The sequence below is a fragment of the Paenibacillus sp. FSL H8-0261 genome (assembly GCF_045040645.1).
GTDB lineage: Bacteria > Bacillota > Bacilli > Paenibacillales > Paenibacillaceae > Paenibacillus_AQ.
Genome location: NZ_CP150297.1, coordinates 1,314,634 through 1,335,716, shown reverse-complemented (window position 1 = coordinate 1,335,716; position 21,083 = coordinate 1,314,634). Strand labels below are relative to the sequence as shown.

Genomic DNA, 21,083 nt, shown 5'->3' with positions numbered 1-21,083 from the left:
TGTTTGTTTCAATACCATTCAGTCAAAAGAAAAAGCCATCTACTCCTCACGAAGTAGATGGCTTTATTTGTTCACTTAGTTCACTTTAGCTAAGACTTCCTGCCTCAACACGCGGCGGACGCATGGTCAGGCTGACCCGGCCCTTCTTCAGGTCAACACCCATCACCCAGACGGTGACATTATCTCCTACGGAGACAACATCCATCGGGTGCTTCACAAAGCTGCCGCTGAGCTGGGATATATGCACCAGCCCATCGTTCTTGATCCCGATATCGACGAATGCGCCGAAATCGATCACGTTGCGGACGGTTCCCTGCATTTCCATGCCGGGAACCAGATCCTCGATCTTCAGCACGTCGGTGCGGAAGATCGGCAACGGCAGCTCCTCGCGCGGATCGCGGCCCGGACGCTGCAAGCTCTCCAGGATGTCGCGAAGCGTTGGCACGCCGACATCCAGCTTCACAGCCAGCTCCTCGGCATTTTGTGCCTCCAGCTGTGAAGCCACTTCTTTGCTGCCAAGCTTATTTACATCGAGGCTTAGCTCGCGGAACAAGCGATCCACCACCGGATATGACTCGGGGTGAATAGGTGTGCGATCCAAGGTGTTGTCTCCACCTGGAATCCGCAGGAAGCCGATACATTGCTCATAGGACTTCGCACCCAGACGAGGGACCTTTTGCAGCTGCTTCCGAGTCGTGAACTTACCGTTCTCTTCACGATATTTAACGATATTTTTAGCAATTGTACCGTTAACGCCAGCCACATAAGAGAGCAAGGCAGGAGATGCTGTATTTACATCCACGCCCACATGGTTAACCGCCGATTCTACGACAGCCTTAAGACTCTCTTCCAGATGCTTCTGGGAGACGTCATGCTGATACTGACCCACACCGATAGCTTTCGGATCGATCTTCACCAGCTCCGCCAGCGGGTCCTGCACACGGCGGGCGATAGAAGCTGCACTACGCTCTGCTACATCCAGATCCGGGAACTCCTCCTGCGCCAGCTTGGAAGCAGAATAAACACTCGCACCAGCCTCATTAACGATCAGGTAAGCCAGCTCTGGATCGCCAATTTCGGCGATCACTTCTGCCGTAAATTGCTCGGTCTCACGAGAGCCTGTCCCATTTCCGATCACGATGAGCTGAATGCCATATTTAGCAATTAGTTCTTTAAACTTAGCAGCAGCTTCAATTTTCTTGTTGTTCGGCGGCGTAGGATAGGTCACGGCTACTTCAAGCAGCTTACCAGTATCGTCTACGACGGCCAGCTTACAGCCGGTACGATAGGCAGGGTCAACACCCAGCACACAGCGTCCCTTAACGGGCGGCTGCAGCAGTAGGCTACGTAGATTACCAGAGAAGATCGAAATCGCTTGGTTCTCACCCCGCTCGGTCATCTCCCCACGAACCTCACGCTCTACAGAAGGAGCAATCAGGCGCTTATAGGCATCCTCAGTTACAGCTTCTAGCAGTTCCTTCACTGGGGATGGCCCTTTAATAATCTTCCGCGCAATGTAGGCATGAATTTTGTCAGTGACAACCTCAATACCTACCTTCAGAATATTCTCCCGCTCACCCCGATTAATGGCGAGAATTCGGTGAGGTGGCATTTTGTGTACAGGCTCACGATAGCTATAGTAGTTCTCGTATACGGATTCCTGCTCTGCATCCTTAGCTTCAGACACAAGGATGCCCTGACTTGCCGTATATTGCCGAACCCAAGAGCGGATCGCAGGATCATCTGCAATGTTCTCGGCGATGATATCCAGTGCACCTTGAAGCGCTTGATCTGCGGTCTCCACTCCTTTTTCAGCATCTATATATTTCGTAGCCTCAGTTTGTGGGTCACCTTGTCTTTGCTGCTCCATCATCCAGTTTGCAAGCGGCTCTAAGCCTTTTTCCTTCGCAACACTAGCACGAGTCTTACGCTTCTGACGGAAAGGACGATACAAGTCCTCCACTTCCTGCAGCTTGACCGCATTGGTGATTTGTTCATGAAGTTCCTTCGTCAGCTTGCCCTGCTCTTCAATATTGCGGATAACGTCTTTCTTACGTTCGCCCAAATTGCGAAGATAAGCCAGGCGCTCTTCAATATCACGCAGCGCATTCTCGTCCAGCTCACCCGTCATTTCTTTCCGGTATCTGGCGATGAACGGAATCGTATTCCCCTCATCCAGCAGTCCAACCGTTGTACGCACCTGCTTCAGGCTAATGTTCAATTCCTTGGCAATCGCTACAGTAATCAATTCCTGCTCCCGCTGTGCGGCCGCCTCATCCGTAATGACTCCCGTATTGCTGTTATCTACCGTCATTAGTATCCCTCTTCCCGTACACAATCTGCTTATACAATTCTTGTTCTCATAACTAAAATAGTATCACAGATCGGCTCTGTTCCAAAGTCCAGCCTAGAGAGGAGGTAGATTGGGTGGTTTAAGCGCGTTGTCCCATTCCCCTTTTTCCAGAACTAAGTGACAACATAAAACATAATGCTAGAACAAACGCCGCTGCCACATATGGAAAGTTAATACTTAGATCAAAAAGATACCCTGCAACGATAGGCCCTGCGATATTTCCAAGACTCGTATAAGCAGAGTTCATTCCTGCTACGAAGCCTTGCTGCGTTTCCCCCGCCATCTTGGATAACTGGGTGCCTACCGCTGGTCGAAGAATATCCATAGCCAAGAATACGACAAAGGTAATCGCACAAATCGCCCAGAAGCCACTTACAAACAGCGTCAACAGAATAAACATTGCAGCAGTTATAAGGCAAGTGGAGATTACCTTATTCTCGCCGAATTTATTCAGAATCCAGCCAAACGCGGATACCTGCACCACAGCACCGGCGATTGAGCCAAAGGTAATCACAAAAGCAATATCTTTAGGGGTAAAGCCAAATTTATGGTCCACGAACAATCCGAATACCGTTTCATAGTTAGCCAATCCAAAAGCCATAACAAATACAATAATTAACCCGAAAAAGTAAGGTTCACGATAAGAACGCATCAATTGCGTGAAGAAGCTCTCCTGATTATTTTTAGATAGCTTCGCTTCCATCCGTTTCTCTACAGACAGAGACTCAGGCAAGATCAAAACTGTGATTAGAGCTGCGATCCCAGCCGCACCAGCCGCACAGAAAAAGGGTACCCGCATGCCAAGCTCAGCAAGATAACCGCCAATCCCTGGACCGATAATAAATCCGGTAGTAATGGCTGCATTAATAAGCCCCATGCCTTTCGCTCTCTCTTCAAAAGAGGTCGTGTCCGCTACATAAGCCATAACTGCTGGCATAATTAACGCAGCGCCTACACCACCGAGCAGTCTTGAAACGAACAAGAGCCAGGACACATTCGCCAGACCAAAGAGCAGCTCTGAAAAAGCAAACACGATCAGACCCGCAACGATCACTTTTTTTCGGCCAATTCTGTCGGATAACCTGCCCGCGAATGGCGATACTACTAATTGGGCAAGGGAGAATGAAGCCACTAACAGCCCAACGGTACTTCCTGTGATCCCAAGTTCATTCATGTAAGTAGGCATGATAGGGACTACAAGTCCGATCCCTGTAAAAGCAAGAAAAATATTAAGCATAACAAGTAGCATAGCGCCCCTGTTTCTAAGTAGTAATGACATTGTGTTAACCTCCGTAGTTTCTAAAGCCAAGTCTTCAAATAGTTTCCCTGTATAGACCGACCATCCGGTCTAAATTATAGCAAAAAAATAATCCTTCTAATCCGGTGCCTTTAAGAAGCTTCAGCCTTCTTGATTCCTGAATGTAAAGCTCCTTTCAAGCCCCATTATATCTTATCCCGTATATATCCCTTGTAATAACAATCGTACTGATTCCCGGTAATATTTTTTGATATCGTCCGGAGTCTTTTCAGGAATAGAACATTCAGCAGCTCTTCCGATCCCTTCGAGCATACCATTTACAATAATCACATAATCCTCTAAATCACCCTTAATAAAATACCCCGTGTCCATGCCTTCCTTCAGAAGATCACGACACGCATGCGAGGCAGCCTCATATAAATGAGCAAGCCGCTTAGTGATATCTTCCGGATGAACTCTGCTTCTTGAGAATTCCTCAAGCGCCTGAATCAACGGATTCTGAAAATCATTTGCATAGTGCTCGGCTAAAGCATATAAACGCTCCTGAACACCAACAATTTCATTTTTCTTATCTTCCCACGCCTGTAACCACTGCGCGGTATCCTCTTCTACCACATATAGAAAAAGTTCATCCTTGCTCGGAAAATGATGATATAAGCTGCCCTTACTAACATTCGAGGCTACGCAAACTTCATTCATTGTTACAGCTGCATACCCCTTCTGAACAAACAGCTGTGTGGCTTTAAGTACAATTCGTTTCTTTGTTTCTTCTCCGTCTGAACGTCCTCTGATTCTAAGCACCTCCTAAACCGACCGTACGGTCTAATACTATCAGATCATTTTGTAAAAGTGAACCCCTAATCCTTTTTTACCATGAGTTCGTAAAAATGCACATCAAAAGACGCCCGGATTCGTACCCGAGCGCCTATCTCATGGATTATCTATAACCCTGGGTGATTAAAAATCAATCAGTCCGAGGCTGATTTGCAGCGAATCATCCACCTTCTTCATAGTCTCATCATCAAGGTGGGTGATCTTGTCAGTTAAGCGTTGTTTGTCAATCGTCCTAACCTGCTCCAGCAGTATAACAGAGTCTCTGTCAAAGCCATGAGCTGCTGCGTCAATTTCCACATGCGTAGGTAATTTAGCCTTCTGGATTTGGGCCGTGATTGCGGCCACAATTACCGTCGGGCTAAAGCGATTGCCAATATCATTCTGGATTACCAGTACTGGCCTTACTCCGCCTTGCTCAGAACCTACAACCGGCGAAAGATCAGCAAAAAAAACATCGCCACGTTTAACGATCAATGTCTACACCCCGCTTACTAAGCGGCCAAGAGTGCTGTCTGCATCTTCCTCCGCGAGGAACGCCTCGCATGCCATGGTCAAGTTGATCTTAGCCATTTCCATGTAGCCGCGCTGCATGGACTCCCGGATAGAACGTTTCCTCCGTTCGCTCAAATACAGCTTCATGGCCTGCCTAATCAATTCACTCCGGTTGGAATTCTCCAATTGAACAATTCCGTCCACTTCCTGCAAGAGATGATCGGGCAAGCTGATCATGATTCTTTTGGTGTTCTGCAAATTGGCCACCTTCTCTTCCACCCCCACAAACCTTCTGCCCTTGTGTTCCAGTGTTGCAATATACAAGGAATTTTATACAAGGAATATATGCCGCCAGTATATCAAGTATGCTGCATCCCATTATAAACTAGAAATGGCGGTTCGTATAGGCTTTTAGTCATATCTCCTAAAACGATACAATTCCTTCTATTTTCTCCCTTGAATAACATCACTGTCAAGAACTTTAAGATTGTAACAGAGCATTTACTAATTTAGGAAGTGTGCCTTCACGGATATAAACGCGCGGCACCCGATGAGCCAGCATGCAAATTACCTCGTAGTGAATCGTTCCAAGATGGAGAGCCAACTCGTCTGCCGTGACCATCACGTCAGCTTGACGGCCGATGAGTACAACTTCTTCGCCTGCTTTAATTTGTTCCGCTTCTTCAGCGAAAGATTTGAGTGATACCATACACTGATCCATGCAGATTGTTCCGACGACAGGAACGCGGCGTCCACGTATTAACACCTCCGCTTTGCCAGTTAGCATGCGGGAATATCCATCTGCGTACCCCACAGGTAACGTTGCGATAATCTCCTCGCTGTCTGTGAAGTACCGAGTGCCGTAGCTGACGCCCCAATGAGAAGGCAGGCTCTTCACATATACAACCTGCGTCTTCAGCGTCATTACCGGATGTAGTTCTACCAGCTGACGGTTTACCTCAGTTGAGGGATAAAATCCGTACAAGCTGATGCCTACCCGCACCATGTTGCTGGATAAATAAGGTGAATCAATGGCCGTAGCGCTATTGCCCGTATGTATGATCGGGATCTGAATGTTCTGCTCCCGCAGCGTTTCCGCCACGCTCATGAACCGTCGATGCTGTTCCAGTGTATAGCTTTTGTCTAGTTCGTCTGCCTTGGCAAAATGGGTAAACATACCCTCCAGCTCCGCCTGCGCAACAGACTGCACTTCAGAGATAAATGCGGGTGCGTCATCTGGTAAAAGACCCAGTCGCCCCATCCCGCTATCAATCTTGATATGCACCTTCAGCCGATGTTCCGGATCTATAGGAAGCTGTCTAACAGCCTCTAATACTTCCGGTGTGAACAGTGTTACAGTTACATGGTTCTCCCAGGCAACGGCTATTCCTTCCGGAGAAGTGTAGCCAAGCACCAGTATAGGAATCAGTATTCCCGCCTGACGCAGCTCCAATGCTTCATCCAAAAAAGCCACACTAACATAATCTGCTCCGAGTCTTTCCAGTTCCCGTGTCACTTCCACTGCTCCATGGCCGTACGCATTTCCTTTGACGCATCCCATAAACTTTGTCTCTGCCGGCAAGTAGCGGCGAAAGGCTTCGTAATTGGCACGCAATTCATCCAGATTAATTTCGGCTACTGTCGGTCGATAGCTTGCTTGCACTTCAAAGTCACCTTCTTACGTTGTAGTAAAACGTCATAGCTGTAATGATCATTGTCTTAGTACTCATGGTAATGCTACGGAAGGTGGCTGTCAATGTGAGCTCAGTTATCTTTTCGCTTCAGTTCAAAGCGGCTGGAGCGCTGGCAAATATAGAAAGGCGGATACTACGTTGTAGAGGAAAGAATCCCACAAAACGCAGTATCCGCCTACTTTATATTATTTACCCGATTGTGCCTCCATAGAAGCGGCAATTTGCATCATTTCGTTAACAGGAAGATTAGCACTTGTAATTCGATATTCTATACCCTCAGACATCCAAGTCAAAGTCTGCTGCTCATCACCACTCAGAAGTCCTGCGGTAAAACCAAGATCTATCAGCGTTCCAGGAGCCAATGCTACTGCACGGTCCAATGGACGGGCTTCCATAATGGTGTATTGATAAACCCCATCATACCGGATGAGAACAGCATGATCCTTGTTCCCCTCCATTTTATGGGAGTCCTTCAACTCGACACCTGCCGGAACGTACCCCGGTTCGATAATACCAAAGTCACCCAGCTCAGCAGCGACAGGTTGCCCCTCTTGCTCCTGACCCTCAGGAACTACAACCGGATTTCCATTTTCGTCAACCTGAGCTACTGTACTTTCTGAAGCAGCACCTGTAGTCATATTCTTTTGCATATCAAAGGAATCCTTAGTGAAATCTGTATCGAATTTAAAGGTGTCAAACTTCACGTCTACAACTACCTTGGCTTCAGAATCAGAGACTTGAACCTGTTTAGGCTCATAAGTCTTTTTATCCAGCCAAATCTTCTGCCGCACAAGGGCATTGCTCTGATAATTCGCAGCTACCTCAAACACATAGTTATCTCCATCTTCCACAAATTGACGATTGTTATCGGAGACGATGCCCCGAACTAGTGTCTGATACAAATAAACCTGACCTTGATTGTCCGGCCAATCACTCTGGAAGCGGAAGCTCTTATTCATACTTGGTGTAAGTACGAACACTCCCTCATCATTACGAAGCACGATCTGCGTAATATCCTTCTGTACATTCGCCAAGCTGATCCGGTAATAAGAAGGGTTCTTGTACCATACCTCTACCTTATACTCCTGCGGCTGCTCGCCGGTGAATAGGGTCATAATGCCTGAAGCTTGGTACGTTCCCTGCTTACTCTCCAACTTGTCGGCCACATTGTTCAAATCCTTGACCACGGAAGCGGCATCCTTCTTCCCGCACCCCGTCATCACCAGGGCCACGCTCATAATGATCGCGAGTACCCATATTGTCCGGCGCATGACATCATCCCCTTAACCTGTTTTGAATGCATTGATTAGTACATGTCTATGAGGGACTTGGCCGCAATATGCAGACGGGCATGACAAGCTGGGAGTTAGATTTATTTTTTAGGAACATACAAACAAAAAAAGCCCACGCATAGCGCTGGCTTTATGTTTTATACAGAAATGTAATAACATTATGTAGGTCTTATCTTTTGAATAGAGAGAAAATTATACGATCAGTTTCTTGTTTCAACTCTCATTATCACTATGTATTGCTTTATTGTACTGATTGATTAATTCATCCAACCTCATCGACTGTCTGATCACATTTGGATGTAACAATCCACCGTATTCCCTTTCCATTAAATAAAGTTTGGCTCTAGCACCCTCTATTCTCTTTTGGATAATTTCTGGATTATTCATTACACTACCTCCTCAAATTAATATACTAGAGGTATATGTCAAATTCTATATTTTACAAATAAGTGCAGTACTATAAAGAAATGATTCTAATAAATACTAGAAGGAAGGTAATAATTACGTTACTATGCACTGCTAACAACAAAGCCATTTTTCTTTTCGTTGATTCGCTGCACCTTACTAATTAGGTTTCGGTATTCTTTTTGCGTTTCTAAAGATACCGTATGACGAAGCTCTTCGAACATTCCAACACATTTTATAATACATGATTCGCTATTTATTTTTACTGAATATTCTAAACTTTCCATTATATACTTTATACTAATCTCATATTTATTTCTTCTTATATAATAAAACGCTATCTCAGCCATCAAGTTGGTATATCTATCTTCGAAGATTTGTTGATTATAGGATCTAATCTCTAGCTGATGACGATCTCTACAATCTGATATTTTTCCCTCAAACTGCAGAAGAATATCATCCACGTTAAATTGGTAATAATTAGCTGCTTGAAGGATTTTGAACAGACCTGAGAGGATCTCTTCCTCTCTTTGTTCAAGATATGCCACATATTCCGGCAGCACCGTTATATCTCCTTTTAAAATTCGCAGCAAGTTAATATTAGCCCGTGCCCACTCCATACATTGATTCATAAGCTGCAAAGCTTCTTCCGTGTCTTCCCGAATCCAGTTCATATCCATATACATGTTAACATAATGTAAAGCCCTATCATAATCTCCTAGCTCTCTATAAACTACTGAACGTAACATGTAAGAGTATTGAATATATGAGAATAGTGGTATTTCAGGTTCCTTTTGAAGCCTGCTTTTTCTGGCACGATCGTATTTAGCATGATATTGAATTGTTGCTTTATTCCCCATTTCCTTAGCCATTGCCATTACCTTGTCCCAATGTCGTAAAGCACTATATGTATTCGCCAAATCTTTCAGCGCATCAAGCTGGTCCACCTCATCAAGCCGGTTAACAAATCCTTCAAATTGCACAGCTGCTCGCAAATTAGTATCCCGATCTTCACCCAAAGCGATCGTGAACAGCCTGTATTGGCAAAGAGCCAGCCGCTCTGAATGTTGATACTTCTCACTCTCAGCCACACTCTCATATAACATCGCTGCTGCTTTGTGCTTCCCTAGCGTAAAAAAATCTTCTGCAGTATCAAATAACGAAGGCGTATAAGATAAGCTATCCATCATGATCCCAACTACCCGTGCAATACATTCCAGCTTATCCAGCTCTGCACAGCGATATAGAAATGGTCGAAGACGTCTCCAATTCGGATTGGAGTGAACAAAACACTCATCCACATACAAATCATAGTAGCAGCCTTCTTCTAATCCCATACCTTCTGTAATCCGATCTAATTGTTGCATGGCTATTGGGCGATTCCCATTGATGATATTACTGATCGTGCCTGAATTTACCTTAGACACCTCTGCGAACTGATTGATCGTTATCCCCTGCTTCTTGAGATAGTCTGCCAGTTCTGCACGAATGGTCATCTGCTTCATGATCAAAGCCACCTTCCGCCAACATAATTCATAGATAAGCAAATAGCATTTTAATAAATATATGTCTAATTATTCCAGTGGTCAAATACTTTTTTTCTATTCCTTTTCATTATGCAATTATTCGGTGATCAATGTATAGACTTTAGATTAGTAAAAGATAAAAACCACCAGAATACAAGGTGTAATAAACCTTTTCTGATGGTTTTTCTTATGATATTACTATCAATAGTTATTCAATACATGCATTTAAATTCAACTAAGAGCTAGGTTTAATCATCATATCCAGCTTTTTAATATAAGGGTCTAGCATTTCAATTAACTTCTCTTGGTTTTGAATCTCTTCTTTCGAAAGCCGATCCATATGAACACTGCCATCTGCATCAAATACCTTAGCATCATAGCTTTGTAAGTCTATGATTAATCGTTCGATCTCCTCAAACTCTTTTTTAGTAAGCCTCTGTTCAGCTTTTTCAAGCAAGCCATTCCAGAAAGCATCACGATCTACGGATTGCACTGATTTCTTTGATGTTTTCGCTTCATTTATTTGTTCGAAATATGGTTCAAGCTTAGCCTGTAACTCTTTATATGCCTTCTGGTCCTTCACACCTAACTGTTCTAGGTGAAAGACGCCCTCAGCATCGGCCATTTGCAGATTATAAGATCCCAATTCCTCTAGTAAGGACATCAGCTTTGTGAATTCCTCTTCGTCAAAGCTTTGCTTCGCGTTTTGCAGTTTGGCTTCAAGCCTGTCATATTGTTGCTGGGTTACTCCTATCGTAGCAGCAGTTACTGGGGATCCATACATGTTGTCTGCCAAATAATGATATCCGGCATAAGCTCCAGTAGGAATTAATAGTGCAGCCGCCATAATACTTGCCACGAGCCATTTCTTCATACGTCTTCCCCCTTGTTTGGCCACGGCCCTATTTAATATTTGCTCCTTCAGTTCCGGTGGGGCACTTATATTTCTCGCCTCTTCCTGCAGAACTGTCCGTAACTCTTCATTGAAATTCATGCAGGTCCTCCACCTTTCCCTTAAAAAGAGTATGATTGTCTGGCTTCTGACGAAGCTTCTGCAGTGCAGCGTGAATACGGGATTTCACGGTTCCGAGCGGAATACCCAGTATCGCAGCACTTTCTTCCTGTGAATATTCGTTTAAATAATGCAGAATAATCACCTGCTTCAGCTTAAATGGAAGACGATCTACACTTGCTAGCAGGCGGCGGTTAGATAACCTGTCCACAACATCACTCGTGAAATCATGCTCCAGCATTAGATCTGTTTGTTCTACTTTTTTTACCATTCGGAGATGCGTCCATCTCTTTCTTCGATAGGTATGAATTTGCCGCATGACCACTCCCATCAGCCAAGGCTTAAAGGGGCGGTTTACGTCAAATTGTTCAAGAGAACGGTGCACCTGAATGTAAATCTCCTGAACGATATCATCCACATCGGAGGTTTCGCGAACGAGGAAATGAACGGTCTGATACACATCCCGGATCGTTGCTTCATATAGCTCACCATACGCTTCACGACTGCCGGCTAGCGTAAGCGCAATGAGCTGAGAATATTCATTTGGATGTTTCATCCCTCTCAATCCCCCCTTCGGTCTTACACTATATATTGGTAAATCAAAGAGATATCGTTCGATTTATTTTAACGAATTAAAAAAAGTATGTACTTATTAAATGCGGGAATCTATAGGGAGAGCTTCGATTCAAAAAGCCCGCACAATGCGGGCTTCCAGTATCACTGCATTCCAATCAGCAGCATAAGCCACCTGCCATTTACTTAATCTAATCGATCAGTGGATAGACTCTGCTACTTTGATCAAATCATCCTTATCCAAGTTAGCGGATGTTACACCGTATAACACACCATTGGCTTCCCAGTCTACAGCTTTGCCATTGTACAATACAGCGTCAACTCCATTTATTTTCACTTTTTCTATTGTACCGTCCGTCGACATCTCATAAGCCGTCTCTTCATCAGCGTGCCGCTGCTGCATAGTAATCCTCTCATCTGAGGCTTTATTAATAAAATATAGGTCGATATATTTACTGTTAGTTACTTCATCGTTATCGTCCTTATAAAACTCAGCGTGATCAAAGGTATAACCATCCGGCAAGTACTCCGGCAATCCCACATCAAAAATGGTATATTCATTTAGCTTGCTAGAATCCTTCACGATCAATATTTCCGGTTTCTCTTGATCCCTCTCAGATTGCGTAACCAACCTACCATCTTCAAACCCTATGATTTTTTCCCCGTCAGCATTGTAAACATCACCAGCCTTTTGAGCTGCATCGGGGGTCAAAAGTACATTTCCGTTGCTATCAAAAATCTTACCTTTCAATTCTTCCGGAATCACATTGTAATCCGCAGAGTATTCTACTTCATGGGCTACAATATGTCCTAAATTTATCGTTTGCAATACTTTAGATAACAGCTCCTGTGCGAAGGATGGTTGCACAAAAGTTACACTTAATGTACCTACTACAAGCAAAGTCGCTAGTACAACAGCAGGACGTCTTAATCTATGCTTTGTACGCAATCCTTTCCCCTCCTCTTGGCTGGCATACGTTCTCCGTGCCTTATTTAGAATGGCTGTCTTGTCTGAACCCTCGCTGAAATCTTTATGGGCCAAAGCTCTGCCAAGCTCCAGTAGCTCCTTATACTCCCCGACACCGTTTATGTCTTTCGCAGTGTCATTTATACTTTCATCTAAATCCGCAGAGAACTTCTGCTGTATTTCTTTACTATTCATAGTTGCTCCACGCTCCCTATTTCAGTCTTCAGCTTCTTCATAGTCCGGTAGAGAATCACACCAATGTTGCTCTCTGTGATCCCCGTAACCTGTGCGATCTCAATGTTCTTCAGGTTTGCCCCAAATTTAAGAGCCACAATATTTCTTTCCCTCGAGTTCAGCGTGTTCAACGCTTTAATTAGCTTGCCATTGCGTTCTCCCTGGAGGATCATGCTTTCCGGATCTTTCCTGCTAGAAACCAGTTCCTTGACGGCATCCAGCGAGAAGAAACTGCGCCGCTTCAGACTTCTGTAATGGTCATTGACCACATTCCTAGCGATGGCAAACAACCATACCTCCAAAGGAGCTTTTTCCTGGGAATAAGTCGAAAGCTTAGCTAATGTTTTCTCAAAGACCAAGCTTGTCAAATCCTCGGCCGTATGGAGTGAGCTAACCCGATAAGCCATATAGTTAAATATTCTTTTATAGAAGGTTTCAAAAATCGTTGTGAATAAAGCATCTATATCCGTTTTTTGTTGGATTTTCTCTTTAACAAAGGGGTGAAGCAATGCGCGCTCTTGCATCAATCAAACTCTCCTTTCCAGCAAAATTTTACTTAGCTAAGTAAATTCGACTGTTAATACGCAATAATTCCAATTCTATTACAAGATACTAAAAAGAAAGAGAGAACCCCTTAACTTGACAAGCTTATTATAGCTTCTATATATTTTAGGAACTAAAGTACATTGGAGCGTGGCTATGAGCACAGAGCAAGATAAACAATATGCTATCCATAAGGTTATGGAATCTATGGCAAATGTGCAGCAGAAATCCCAGTTCTTCATTGATATGATCACCAAGCAGGAGACCCTGACTCACAATCAGATCCTACTGCTGTTCCAGCTCAGGCTTATAGGTAGCTTGAACATTACTGACATCTCCGAACGATTCATTATTACACCAGGAGCCGCTTCCTCGATGTGCGATAAGTTGGAAGATGCCGGTCTTATCGAACGTGTGCGGACGAAGGAGGATCGCAGAGTCGTCAATATTGTCCTTACAGAACAAGGGCATCAGCGGATTCTCCATATCTTTGAAGCCTTTCCTACCTCGGATTTGGATAAAATCTCAGGAACCTTAGAACAAATAAATGTGCTAATGGATAAAATGATGAACTAAAAGCTTTTGGGTTATATATGCTGCCTGTCAGGAAACTGACGGCAGTTTTTTTATGTCCAAAATACTATATTGACTATATATTATAATAATTATATATTTTAATCATTAAAATATATTTCGAAAGGCGGCCCCTGTAAATGTCCAATGCTAATGATCTTTTTGAACGCCAGGAAATGATCGGTCCACCTCTGAAAGTAAGAGGTTCACTGACCCTCAAAGAAGATGTTCGTGCGGATACCATCGATGTTGTCGGCCATTTAAGTGCACAGAAGAATGTCACTACCGCTAAGTTAAAAGTATCTGGTGATTGTTCGATTGGAGGTCATTGTAGAGCCGAGCAGGTTATCAATCTGGGAGGTCTCCGTGTTCAACACATCCAGGCAGACAGACTGCAATCGTCTGGATACTTTTCTGCAGCACAAGATGCTGCACTCGAAACCTTCTATGCCGAAGGTGCTGTGAAGATCCATAGGTTAACTGCTGAATCATCCATTGAGCTACGTTTAGGAAACAGAAGCACAATCGATGTCATAAAATCTAGCGGTACCATTACTGTTAAGCCATCTTTGAAGCTAATGAATGCGCTAATCCCCTACTTCCGGAAGCTCACCTGCAAAACGATTGAAGGGACTAGCATCATGTTATATCGAACGACAGCAGATCTCGTCTGCGGTGAAGATATTGTCATCGGACCGGGTTGTTCTATTGGGGAGATCCGCTATAGCAAAAGTCTAACGGTAGACCCTAAATCACAAGTTACTCGGACCGTATTTTTAAATAAATAGCAAACGTAACAACCTTGTCTCTGCTTTGTTTACAGAAAGTGACCTACTACGCGCTGATTTAATCTATACTTAAGAGGATTGGACTTAATCCTCGGAGGTAATTATGAATAAAATCATCGTAATCGGAGCTATCACGCTCTTTTTAGCCGGATGCGGAGCATCGGCATCTATAAATATGGATACAACAATGGCAATTAACCAAACACAAACTACTGAAGCACCACTGAAGTTAATCGTTGATGGAGAAACCGTTCTTCCTTCTCTCCCACCTTTTTTCTCAGGTGATAAGGTCTATGTACCTGCAAAAGTACTCATGGAGTACTACTCATCTGAACAACAATGGGATAATGCTACGAAAACCTTAACCATCTCTGATGGAAGCAGTAAATATGTTTTGAAGCCAGGTAATGAGTATATGCAAGGTGACGGTTATCAAAATGAGCTGGGGGGACCTGCAATTCTACGAAATGGTATTTTTTATATTCCGGCAGACTCTCTAAACTCTCTCTCTGGTGCCACTGCGCAGCTGAATGCCTCGCAAAATGAAGTTTCCATTACATCAGGGGATGTTAGTACTACCGTAAGAACACCCAGTGAACCTCTCGCGATTGCTACAGAAAATAACCAAGTTAAGCTGTATACTGCCCTCAAAAATGGCGGTACCTACGAAGGATTTGTTGTAGAGGTGAACGGTAACAAGCATACGTTTAATTGGGAAGCACCAAGATTGTTAGGTTACACTCCTGAGATTCATTATGCCGATATAGATCAGGATGGGCAGGAAGAAGTTGTTGTCATACTGTGGCTAGGAACAGGTACGGGCTTGTCTATGCAGGAGCTTCACGTCATAAAGCCTGACCAGTGGAAAGAAATGAATATACCATCCGCGGATAAAGCTGTCTCAGCATTTGTTACCTCAAAAATCTCCAATGAAAAAGGCGATGCCTTAATTCAAATTCAGGTAAAAGGTTCAACTCCATCTATGGTTACTATGCGATATCCGGATCGTGGCGAGGATGGCAATCTTGGCGAAAAAGCCGGGATTGGTGCTGTGACTTACTACATGGTGGAAGAAGGCAAGCTGAAAGCTGAGACCAATGTTTATATCGGATTTCTGGAGAGTATTGGCACATTAACCTTTTCCTACAGATCAGGAAATGATGGAATGGAACCTGAGTCCATTCGTTTTGAGCCTCATGAGGAGTATGCCTCTTATGTGGTGGGTAAGCAGCTATGATTGATGCCCATATACATTTAGAGCAATATGAGCCTGAGGTTTCGGAACAAATGTTGAGTGAGATTCCTAACTTGGGGGTCGAAGCCCTGATTGCTGTCTCCATGAACTTAGACTCTTGCCTTCGCACTCAAAAGCTTGCCGCTACCTATCCCGGAGTGGTACGCCCAGCTTATGGTTTTCATCCAGAGCAACCCATACCGCAGAAAGCTGAGTTATCCACTTTGCTGGAATGGATTGAGCGTCAAGCCCGGGAGGATTTCATCGCTGTAGGTGAAATTGGACTGCCTTATTATTCGCGTGCTGAAGCACTGGAGCGCGGCGAAGCTTTTGATATGGAGCCTTACATTCAGCTTCTTGACCAGTTGATTGAGCTTGCCGCCCGAATAGATAAACCAGTGGTCCTGCACGCTGTCTATGAGGATGCGCTGATTGCCTGTGATCTACTAGAAAAGCATGATATAAAGCATGCCCACTTCCACTGGTTTAAGGGACCCGATGAAGCCATTGCCCGTATGATTAAGAATGGATACTATATCTCTTTCACCCCTGACATCCTTTATGAGACGGAGATCCAAGAGCTTGCCCGCCGCTATCCCCCAGAGCTTGTCATGGCGGAGACCGATGGTCCTTGGCCATTTGAAGGACCTTTTGCGGGTAGAGTCACGCATCCATCTATGATTCGAGATGTCGCCGCCGCTTGGGGAGCGCTACATGGCTACACTTCCAGCCAAGCAGAAGAGATACTGACTGCGAATACTAAGCGATTTTATAGCTTGTAAATAAACAAAAGGATGGTTCCTAGCGAATGCCAGGCCATCCTTATGAATAATCACAGCTTTATCCCAATTTGGGAGTTCACAACCTCTCCACACCCATTAACGTTCCGCCTGTGAATTCCATTCTATAAATATCCGGCTTTGTGGTTTGTAGTAGAAAATCCAGATTATATTTAGCGTCAAAATAATTCATCATAAGCGTCATGACTGCACCGTGAGTGCCAATCGCAACCTTTTGCCCACTGTGTTGTTTCAGTATATCTTGCAGTACGCTAACTGATCGCTTCTGACACGCATGAATGGACTCTCCACCAACCGGAACAAAATTTGGATCAGCAAACATTGTTTCCAGTAATGGATATAGCTCCTGGTCAGGCATGATCATATTTCCATCCGAAAAATGGATTTCCCGAAGATCTTCAACACTTTGAATCTCTGCCCCTAACTCCTGCGCCAAGCCAGAAACCGTATGTATAGCCCGAAGATATGGACTTGAATAAAAGACTTCAATTCCTTCGAGACGTAATTTCTCCGTTATCTTAAGGGCATCCGCCTCCCCCTTCGCTGTTAATCCACGTGTTCTCTCAGTTCCTCCGGGCAGCTTGGGTGACTCCCCATGCCTTACCATATAAATAAAAGTTGTCATTCTTTCCCCTCCTCTACCTTTACATTTCTCGTGTTCTATCCGAACTCCTTCATAAAAAAAGCCCTTACGGGCAAGAATCGATCCTAGCAAGCTAGGAAATCTCTTAATTGCACTCTATACAACTATTAAGCGTAAAAAGAGATCTGCTAAGCAAATAAGTGTAGTTTCTGCAACTAAAAACCATCATTTCTACTCCAAAAGAGAAAAAATCAAATTATAGCTGCACATAATACAACTAAAGTTCGCTTTGAACGATGGAACAGCATTTAATTGCAGATTCTGCAACTAAATGCTAGGTAAGCCCGCTAGGTAGTCTATGCTACTCAAGCCTTCTAGTCTGGCTAGTTTGCCTGACCTTCACTCCCCACTTTCGCAAGCTTATTTATGAATAAATCTGTAGCCTCAAGTTTCCACCACTTTAACCTTCCCCGGTTGCTCCGTTGAGCTATCACTTTTCTCTTTCTGCACAGGCCACAGCACGCGGCCAAATACTATCCCCAGCACACCTATCAAAGCGATTACGATACCAAAGTTTAAAAAGATTCGACTAGGCCCAGCAGCCTGAACCAGCATTCCACCGAGGAGTGGAGCGCCAATCATAACTCCACTAAGAATGGTACTCTGAATACCGAACACACGCCCTGTCATGTGCGGGGGAGTTTCTTTTTGTAAACAATAATTGAAGGTAATCATAAACATTCCGTTTCCGAGACCCAGTACGAATCCTAGCAGCAGTACAGGAAGGCTAGTCACGCCTGGCTGAAGCAGGCCAAGCCCTCCGACCGATACACCAATAAGTGCATAACCCGTACCTAGCTTCCAGCCGTAGCCTGTTCCCCGGTTCATTTTGTTCATGACCATGATCATCAATATTGCACCCACGCCAGTTGCCGCGACAAGCCAGCCCAGCATAGATTCCTCAGCAGGTGCGATAATTCTGAATAGACTTGTAAACTGAAAATCGATCATCTGAATAGCTAACGCACCAACTAAACCAAAGAGCATGCTGTTTAGCAGCAGTCTGCTGCGCAGCATAAAGCTCCAGCCTTCCTTCCACATCGTGCGGAGAGAAACATGCTCCTCTGGATCCCCCTTGCTCTCTGAGCTGACTTGTCCTGCTTCACTATTTTTAACAGTAAGTAGGAGCAAGTAAGAGCATCCTCTAAGACAAGCATTGATCAAAATACACCACTGTGGCGTCAGCACAGACAATGCAAAACCACCCAGTAATGGCCCAGCGATTTTGGAACCCTGATTTACGATTCCATTAAGTGAAGTGGCTTGAAGCAGCTGATCCTCTCTAACCATACTGCGGGTCATCGACTGCTGGGCAGGCACATTTAACGTCGAGATAGCAGCACGCAACATCAGTAACGGGAGTAGCCACACCATACTGGGAGCGAAAAGAACTAGTACTGTTAACAATGCCGTTAGTAGATCACACATCCGCATTAGCTTTAGCTTATTTAGTCGGTCAGCCGCTACCCCCGCCACGGAGCCGAGCAGAATCCCAGGTAAAGCTATGGAGACTGGAATTAAAGCCAGCATTAACGGACTAGCCTGCCAGCGGTACCCTACGAGTACCTGAATCGCCAGTGCATCGAACCAATCCCCAAAAGTGGCTGTCGCATATGCGCTGTACACACGCATATACACTTTGTTTTTTAGCAGACTCGTTCCTGCTTGTGATGAAGCATTCATCGGACATTCCTCCAAGTTACGATTAAGAACAAGAACATATGAATCATGATCTTAATGTAACGGAGAATTGTCAGAGAATTATCAGAGAGCTGTCACGATATTCATAAGCACGTTTTCCAAGGATTGCTCCAAACGATGGAATCCCCGCTCTTCCTTCTCACGTTCAAATAAATCTGCATATTTCTGATGCAAAGCTGACTGGGGAGAAAACTCGTTACAATAGTGAACAATTCGGTATAACGCATATATCCGCATCGGCACGAATCCTGACATCTCTAGCACCTGAAGCGCCTCATCCAATAACTGCTCTGCTTCACGCCAAGACTTGCGCCGTAGACACCACAAGCCTCTTGCAACTTTATAACTGCCGATCTCACGCAAAAAAGGTTTCTCCTGCAAAAGCACTTCAATGTCTTTCGCCATCCGCTCCAATTCCTGATCTTTTGTCCCCATCCACAAGTGTACGAGCATTTCGGAAATGGCCGTTACAGGAATGAAGTTCTCATACCCAGGCTCTTTAATCACTTCATGCGTTAGCTTTAATCGTTCTATTGCTTTTTCCGGTTGCCCGGCCAATGTGTACAAATCCAGAATATTAAGGATCTCCATTTCACGATGCTGGGGCGGCAAAAGAATCTTTTTCTCAAGGACTAGCTCACAGAACGCTAATTTCTTCTTCGGATCACCCAAAAATATATAACAGATCATCAAAGAATAGAAACGCTCTTCAATCTCAACTTCCTCTGTGTTCAGAAGCCATTCCAAATCTCCCTGCACAAAATGAATATAGATCGAATAGAACGGATCCATTTCATAACCCAAAACATCCTGTTGTCGCGCTAAGGTTAACATGGATCGTCCTTGGCCGTATTGATGATATTTTACGAATACCTCCCGCATCGTCTCTTGCATCTTTGCGTCATATGTAGTCGGATTGGTCATAGTTACTGAGGGTTCCCGCATCGTTAGACTATAGCCAAATCCACGAACAGTCTTAATATCCAAGCCTTGTAGCTTGCTAAGCTTTTTACGAAGGCGATAAATATGATCATCTACCGTTCGCTCTACTGGGTATTCTAGGGGCCATACCTTATCCAGCAGTTGTTCTCGACTGAACGTACGCCCTCTATTTTTGTACAAGAACTGAAAAAGCGTAAATTCTTTAGGGAATAATTCGATCGTTATCCCATCTCCGGTCACTTTATATTCACTTTCGATTAATTCCAGCTGCATGATAGAACCTCTCTTTCCCCCGAATCCGCTCATTGGTTACATTATATCAGCCCATCCAAGGCGTACTCCAGATTAAAAATAAACATACAAAAAGAGCAATCCGCAGATTTCTCTGCATGATTGCTCCTTACACTCATTGCTGGTCTTATCCAGCCATATTATTAGTGGAATCCTGTTCACTAAAAACAGAGATGTGACCTACCTTACCCGTCGAGTTTGGAATAATGAATTTCAACTGGAATTGATCATTGGCTTGATAAGTGTAGATCTTATCCTCACCATTTACTTTGGTATCATCCGGCTTGCCCAGTGTGGACTCGATCTGTTTCAGTGTTAGCTCTTGCAGCGCAGCATCACTGGAACGAACATCGAAGATTAGGCTCCCTTTATTGAATCCGAATACGACATGTTCATCAGTGTAGGTAGCATAAATACCTTTTCCCGCTGGCTCTTGTTGATCAGGTTTACCCCAATCGGCTTCTACCTCATCAATTAGTCCGGTATGAGCAGCATATTCAACACCGGGCACCTTCCCCTTTTTAGCAAGCTCAAGTAATTCTTGAAGTTGTTTGTCGCTATTCTGCGGATTCGCATTGGCTGTATCTTTATTAGTCTCCATAGGGGAAGCGGTCACTGCTGGTGCGGTTTCCGAAGGAGTGGCTGATGGGCAAACTTCTGGTTCTGCGGTTGCTGTTACCGTTTCAGTTGGCGCCGTAGTTGGGGAAGCAGAATTAGCTTGCTCATTGTTCGAGCTGCATCCAGCTAATCCAATCATTCCTGTGAGCAAAATAGAAGCTGCTAAAAATTTAATCTGTACTGACATGATGTCATCTCCTTAGTAGGTTAGCTCAAAACCAGCTTGCAAAAAAATGAAACTGAAAATATAGACGATACTGAAATGAAAAAGTTTCATCAGCCAAGGAGGGCTTGGCTTGGTCTAAATATC

Annotated in this window: 21 protein-coding genes; 4 read left to right on the top strand and 17 right to left on the bottom strand. The window is 44.3% G+C overall.

Features of this window, described 5'->3' with window-relative positions; all coding sequences use genetic code 11:
* Nucleotides 1–85: 85 nt before the first annotated feature.
* The 13 genes from MHI27_RS05820 to MHI27_RS05760 form a co-directional block, all read right to left on the bottom strand.
* Complete coding sequence (locus MHI27_RS05820; RefSeq protein WP_341049858.1) at nt 86–2,314, bottom strand: Tex family protein; 2,229 nt, start codon at nt 2,312–2,314, stop codon at nt 86–88.
* A 118-nt stretch (nt 2,315–2,432) separates the two neighbouring features.
* Nucleotides 2,433–3,632 carry an MFS transporter gene (locus tag MHI27_RS05815; RefSeq protein WP_341127340.1) on the bottom strand — a complete coding sequence of 400 codons (1,200 nt, stop codon included), beginning with the start codon at nt 3,630–3,632 and terminating at the stop codon, nt 2,433–2,435.
* A 171-nt stretch (nt 3,633–3,803) separates the two neighbouring features.
* Nucleotides 3,804–4,412 carry a TetR/AcrR family transcriptional regulator gene (locus MHI27_RS05810; protein WP_339245557.1) on the bottom strand — a complete coding sequence of 203 codons (609 nt, stop codon included), beginning with the start codon at nt 4,410–4,412 and terminating at the stop codon, nt 3,804–3,806.
* A 156-nt stretch (nt 4,413–4,568) separates the two neighbouring features.
* Nucleotides 4,569–4,919, bottom strand: a complete 351-nt coding sequence (locus MHI27_RS05805) for a type II toxin-antitoxin system PemK/MazF family toxin (protein WP_042124727.1) — start codon at nt 4,917–4,919, stop codon at nt 4,569–4,571.
* 3 nt (nt 4,920–4,922) lie between these two features.
* Nucleotides 4,923–5,204 carry a CopG family ribbon-helix-helix protein gene (locus tag MHI27_RS05800; protein WP_025698676.1) on the bottom strand — a complete coding sequence of 94 codons (282 nt, stop codon included), beginning with the start codon at nt 5,202–5,204 and terminating at the stop codon, nt 4,923–4,925.
* A 214-nt stretch (nt 5,205–5,418) separates the two neighbouring features.
* Nucleotides 5,419–6,600 (bottom strand): alanine racemase, encoded by a 1,182-nt coding sequence (gene alr, locus MHI27_RS05795; protein WP_339269216.1) that lies wholly within the window; start codon nt 6,598–6,600, stop codon nt 5,419–5,421.
* 216 nt (nt 6,601–6,816) lie between these two features.
* A complete protein-coding gene (locus MHI27_RS05790; RefSeq protein WP_094872533.1) occupies nt 6,817–7,902 on the bottom strand; it encodes an outer membrane lipoprotein carrier protein LolA in 1,086 nt (361 codons plus the stop codon).
* A gap of 234 nt (nt 7,903–8,136) precedes the next feature.
* Nucleotides 8,137–8,310: an aspartyl-phosphate phosphatase Spo0E family protein gene (locus tag MHI27_RS05785; protein ID WP_076284026.1), complete on the bottom strand. Its 174-nt coding sequence runs from the start codon at nt 8,308–8,310 to the stop codon at nt 8,137–8,139.
* Between the two features lie 122 nt (nt 8,311–8,432).
* Nucleotides 8,433–9,833, bottom strand: a complete 1,401-nt coding sequence (locus MHI27_RS05780) for a helix-turn-helix domain-containing protein (protein ID WP_405175801.1) — start codon at nt 9,831–9,833, stop codon at nt 8,433–8,435.
* A gap of 256 nt (nt 9,834–10,089) precedes the next feature.
* On the bottom strand, nt 10,090–10,848 hold the full coding sequence (locus tag MHI27_RS05775) for a DUF3600 domain-containing protein (protein ID WP_405175800.1): 759 nt from the start codon (nt 10,846–10,848) through the stop codon (nt 10,090–10,092).
* Entirely contained in the window at nt 10,835–11,422 is a 588-nt protein-coding gene (locus tag MHI27_RS05770) for a sigma-70 family RNA polymerase sigma factor (protein ID WP_405175799.1), read from the bottom strand. The genes MHI27_RS05775 and MHI27_RS05770 overlap by 14 nt, the downstream gene beginning before the upstream one ends.
* A gap of 216 nt (nt 11,423–11,638) precedes the next feature.
* The gene (locus MHI27_RS05765; protein WP_405175798.1) at nt 11,639–12,601 is read right to left on the bottom strand and encodes a DUF4367 domain-containing protein; all 963 of its coding nucleotides are present in this window, start codon (nt 12,599–12,601) and stop codon (nt 11,639–11,641) included.
* Nucleotides 12,598–13,164 carry a sigma-70 family RNA polymerase sigma factor gene (locus MHI27_RS05760; RefSeq protein WP_149645252.1) on the bottom strand — a complete coding sequence of 189 codons (567 nt, stop codon included), beginning with the start codon at nt 13,162–13,164 and terminating at the stop codon, nt 12,598–12,600. Before MHI27_RS05760 ends, MHI27_RS05765 begins: the two co-directional genes overlap by 4 nt.
* Before the next feature lie 175 nt (nt 13,165–13,339).
* On the opposite strand from MHI27_RS05760, the gene MHI27_RS05755 reads away from it, so the two are divergent.
* The 4 genes from MHI27_RS05755 (at nt 13,340) to MHI27_RS05740 (ending at nt 16,560) form a co-directional block, all read left to right on the top strand.
* Nucleotides 13,340–13,759 (top strand): MarR family winged helix-turn-helix transcriptional regulator, encoded by a 420-nt coding sequence (locus MHI27_RS05755; protein ID WP_076284020.1) that lies wholly within the window; start codon nt 13,340–13,342, stop codon nt 13,757–13,759.
* 137 nt (nt 13,760–13,896) lie between these two features.
* The gene (locus MHI27_RS05750) at nt 13,897–14,544 is read left to right on the top strand and encodes a hypothetical protein (RefSeq protein WP_076284019.1); all 648 of its coding nucleotides are present in this window, start codon (nt 13,897–13,899) and stop codon (nt 14,542–14,544) included.
* Between the two features lie 103 nt (nt 14,545–14,647).
* Nucleotides 14,648–15,781: a copper amine oxidase N-terminal domain-containing protein gene (locus MHI27_RS05745; RefSeq protein ID WP_405175797.1), complete on the top strand. Its 1,134-nt coding sequence runs from the start codon at nt 14,648–14,650 to the stop codon at nt 15,779–15,781.
* Entirely contained in the window at nt 15,778–16,560 is a 783-nt protein-coding gene (locus MHI27_RS05740) for a TatD family hydrolase (RefSeq protein ID WP_405175796.1), read from the top strand. Before MHI27_RS05745 ends, MHI27_RS05740 begins: the two co-directional genes overlap by 4 nt.
* A gap of 76 nt (nt 16,561–16,636) precedes the next feature.
* On the opposite strand, the gene MHI27_RS05735 is transcribed toward MHI27_RS05740, so the two are convergent.
* The 4 genes from MHI27_RS05735 to MHI27_RS05720 form a co-directional block, all read right to left on the bottom strand.
* A complete protein-coding gene (locus MHI27_RS05735) occupies nt 16,637–17,203 on the bottom strand; it encodes a histidine phosphatase family protein (protein WP_405175795.1) in 567 nt (188 codons plus the stop codon).
* A 402-nt stretch (nt 17,204–17,605) separates the two neighbouring features.
* On the bottom strand, nt 17,606–18,904 hold the full coding sequence (locus MHI27_RS05730; protein WP_379423167.1) for an MFS transporter: 1,299 nt from the start codon (nt 18,902–18,904) through the stop codon (nt 17,606–17,608).
* An 81-nt stretch (nt 18,905–18,985) separates the two neighbouring features.
* A complete protein-coding gene (locus MHI27_RS05725; RefSeq protein WP_405175794.1) occupies nt 18,986–20,137 on the bottom strand; it encodes a winged helix-turn-helix domain-containing protein in 1,152 nt (383 codons plus the stop codon).
* 145 nt (nt 20,138–20,282) lie between these two features.
* The gene (locus tag MHI27_RS05720) at nt 20,283–20,963 is read right to left on the bottom strand and encodes a DUF4309 domain-containing protein (RefSeq protein WP_405176695.1); all 681 of its coding nucleotides are present in this window, start codon (nt 20,961–20,963) and stop codon (nt 20,283–20,285) included.
* Between the last annotated feature and the right edge of the window lie 120 nt (nt 20,964–21,083).

Excerpts from the sequence above, each read along its gene's own strand:
- MHI27_RS05790 (WP_094872533.1), bottom strand. The coding sequence starts at position 7,902 with ATGCGCCGGACAATATGGGTACTCGCGATCATTATGAGCGTGGCCCTG.
- MHI27_RS05740 (WP_405175796.1), top strand. The coding sequence starts at position 15,778 with ATGATTGATGCCCATATACATTTAGAGCAATATGAGCCTGAGGTTTCG.
- MHI27_RS05735 (WP_405175795.1), bottom strand. The coding sequence starts at position 17,203 with ATGACAACTTTTATTTATATGGTAAGGCATGGGGAGTCACCCAAGCTG.
- MHI27_RS05770 (WP_405175799.1), bottom strand. The coding sequence starts at position 11,422 with ATGAAACATCCAAATGAATATTCTCAGCTCATTGCGCTTACGCTAGCC.
- MHI27_RS05745 (WP_405175797.1), top strand. The coding sequence starts at position 14,648 with ATGAATAAAATCATCGTAATCGGAGCTATCACGCTCTTTTTAGCCGGA.
- MHI27_RS05750 (WP_076284019.1), top strand. The coding sequence starts at position 13,897 with ATGTCCAATGCTAATGATCTTTTTGAACGCCAGGAAATGATCGGTCCA.
- MHI27_RS05760 (WP_149645252.1), bottom strand. The coding sequence starts at position 13,164 with ATGCAAGAGCGCGCATTGCTTCACCCCTTTGTTAAAGAGAAAATCCAA.
- MHI27_RS05755 (WP_076284020.1), top strand. The coding sequence starts at position 13,340 with ATGAGCACAGAGCAAGATAAACAATATGCTATCCATAAGGTTATGGAA.
- MHI27_RS05765 (WP_405175798.1), bottom strand. The coding sequence starts at position 12,601 with ATGAATAGTAAAGAAATACAGCAGAAGTTCTCTGCGGATTTAGATGAA.
- MHI27_RS05780 (WP_405175801.1), bottom strand. The coding sequence starts at position 9,833 with ATGAAGCAGATGACCATTCGTGCAGAACTGGCAGACTATCTCAAGAAG.
- MHI27_RS05785 (WP_076284026.1), bottom strand. The coding sequence starts at position 8,310 with ATGAATAATCCAGAAATTATCCAAAAGAGAATAGAGGGTGCTAGAGCC.
- MHI27_RS05730 (WP_379423167.1), bottom strand. The coding sequence starts at position 18,904 with ATGAATGCTTCATCACAAGCAGGAACGAGTCTGCTAAAAAACAAAGTG.
- MHI27_RS05815 (WP_341127340.1), bottom strand. The coding sequence starts at position 3,632 with ATGTCATTACTACTTAGAAACAGGGGCGCTATGCTACTTGTTATGCTT.
- MHI27_RS05820 (WP_341049858.1), bottom strand. The coding sequence starts at position 2,314 with ATGACGGTAGATAACAGCAATACGGGAGTCATTACGGATGAGGCGGCC.
- MHI27_RS05775 (WP_405175800.1), bottom strand. The coding sequence starts at position 10,848 with ATGAATTTCAATGAAGAGTTACGGACAGTTCTGCAGGAAGAGGCGAGA.
- MHI27_RS05725 (WP_405175794.1), bottom strand. The coding sequence starts at position 20,137 with ATGCAGCTGGAATTAATCGAAAGTGAATATAAAGTGACCGGAGATGGG.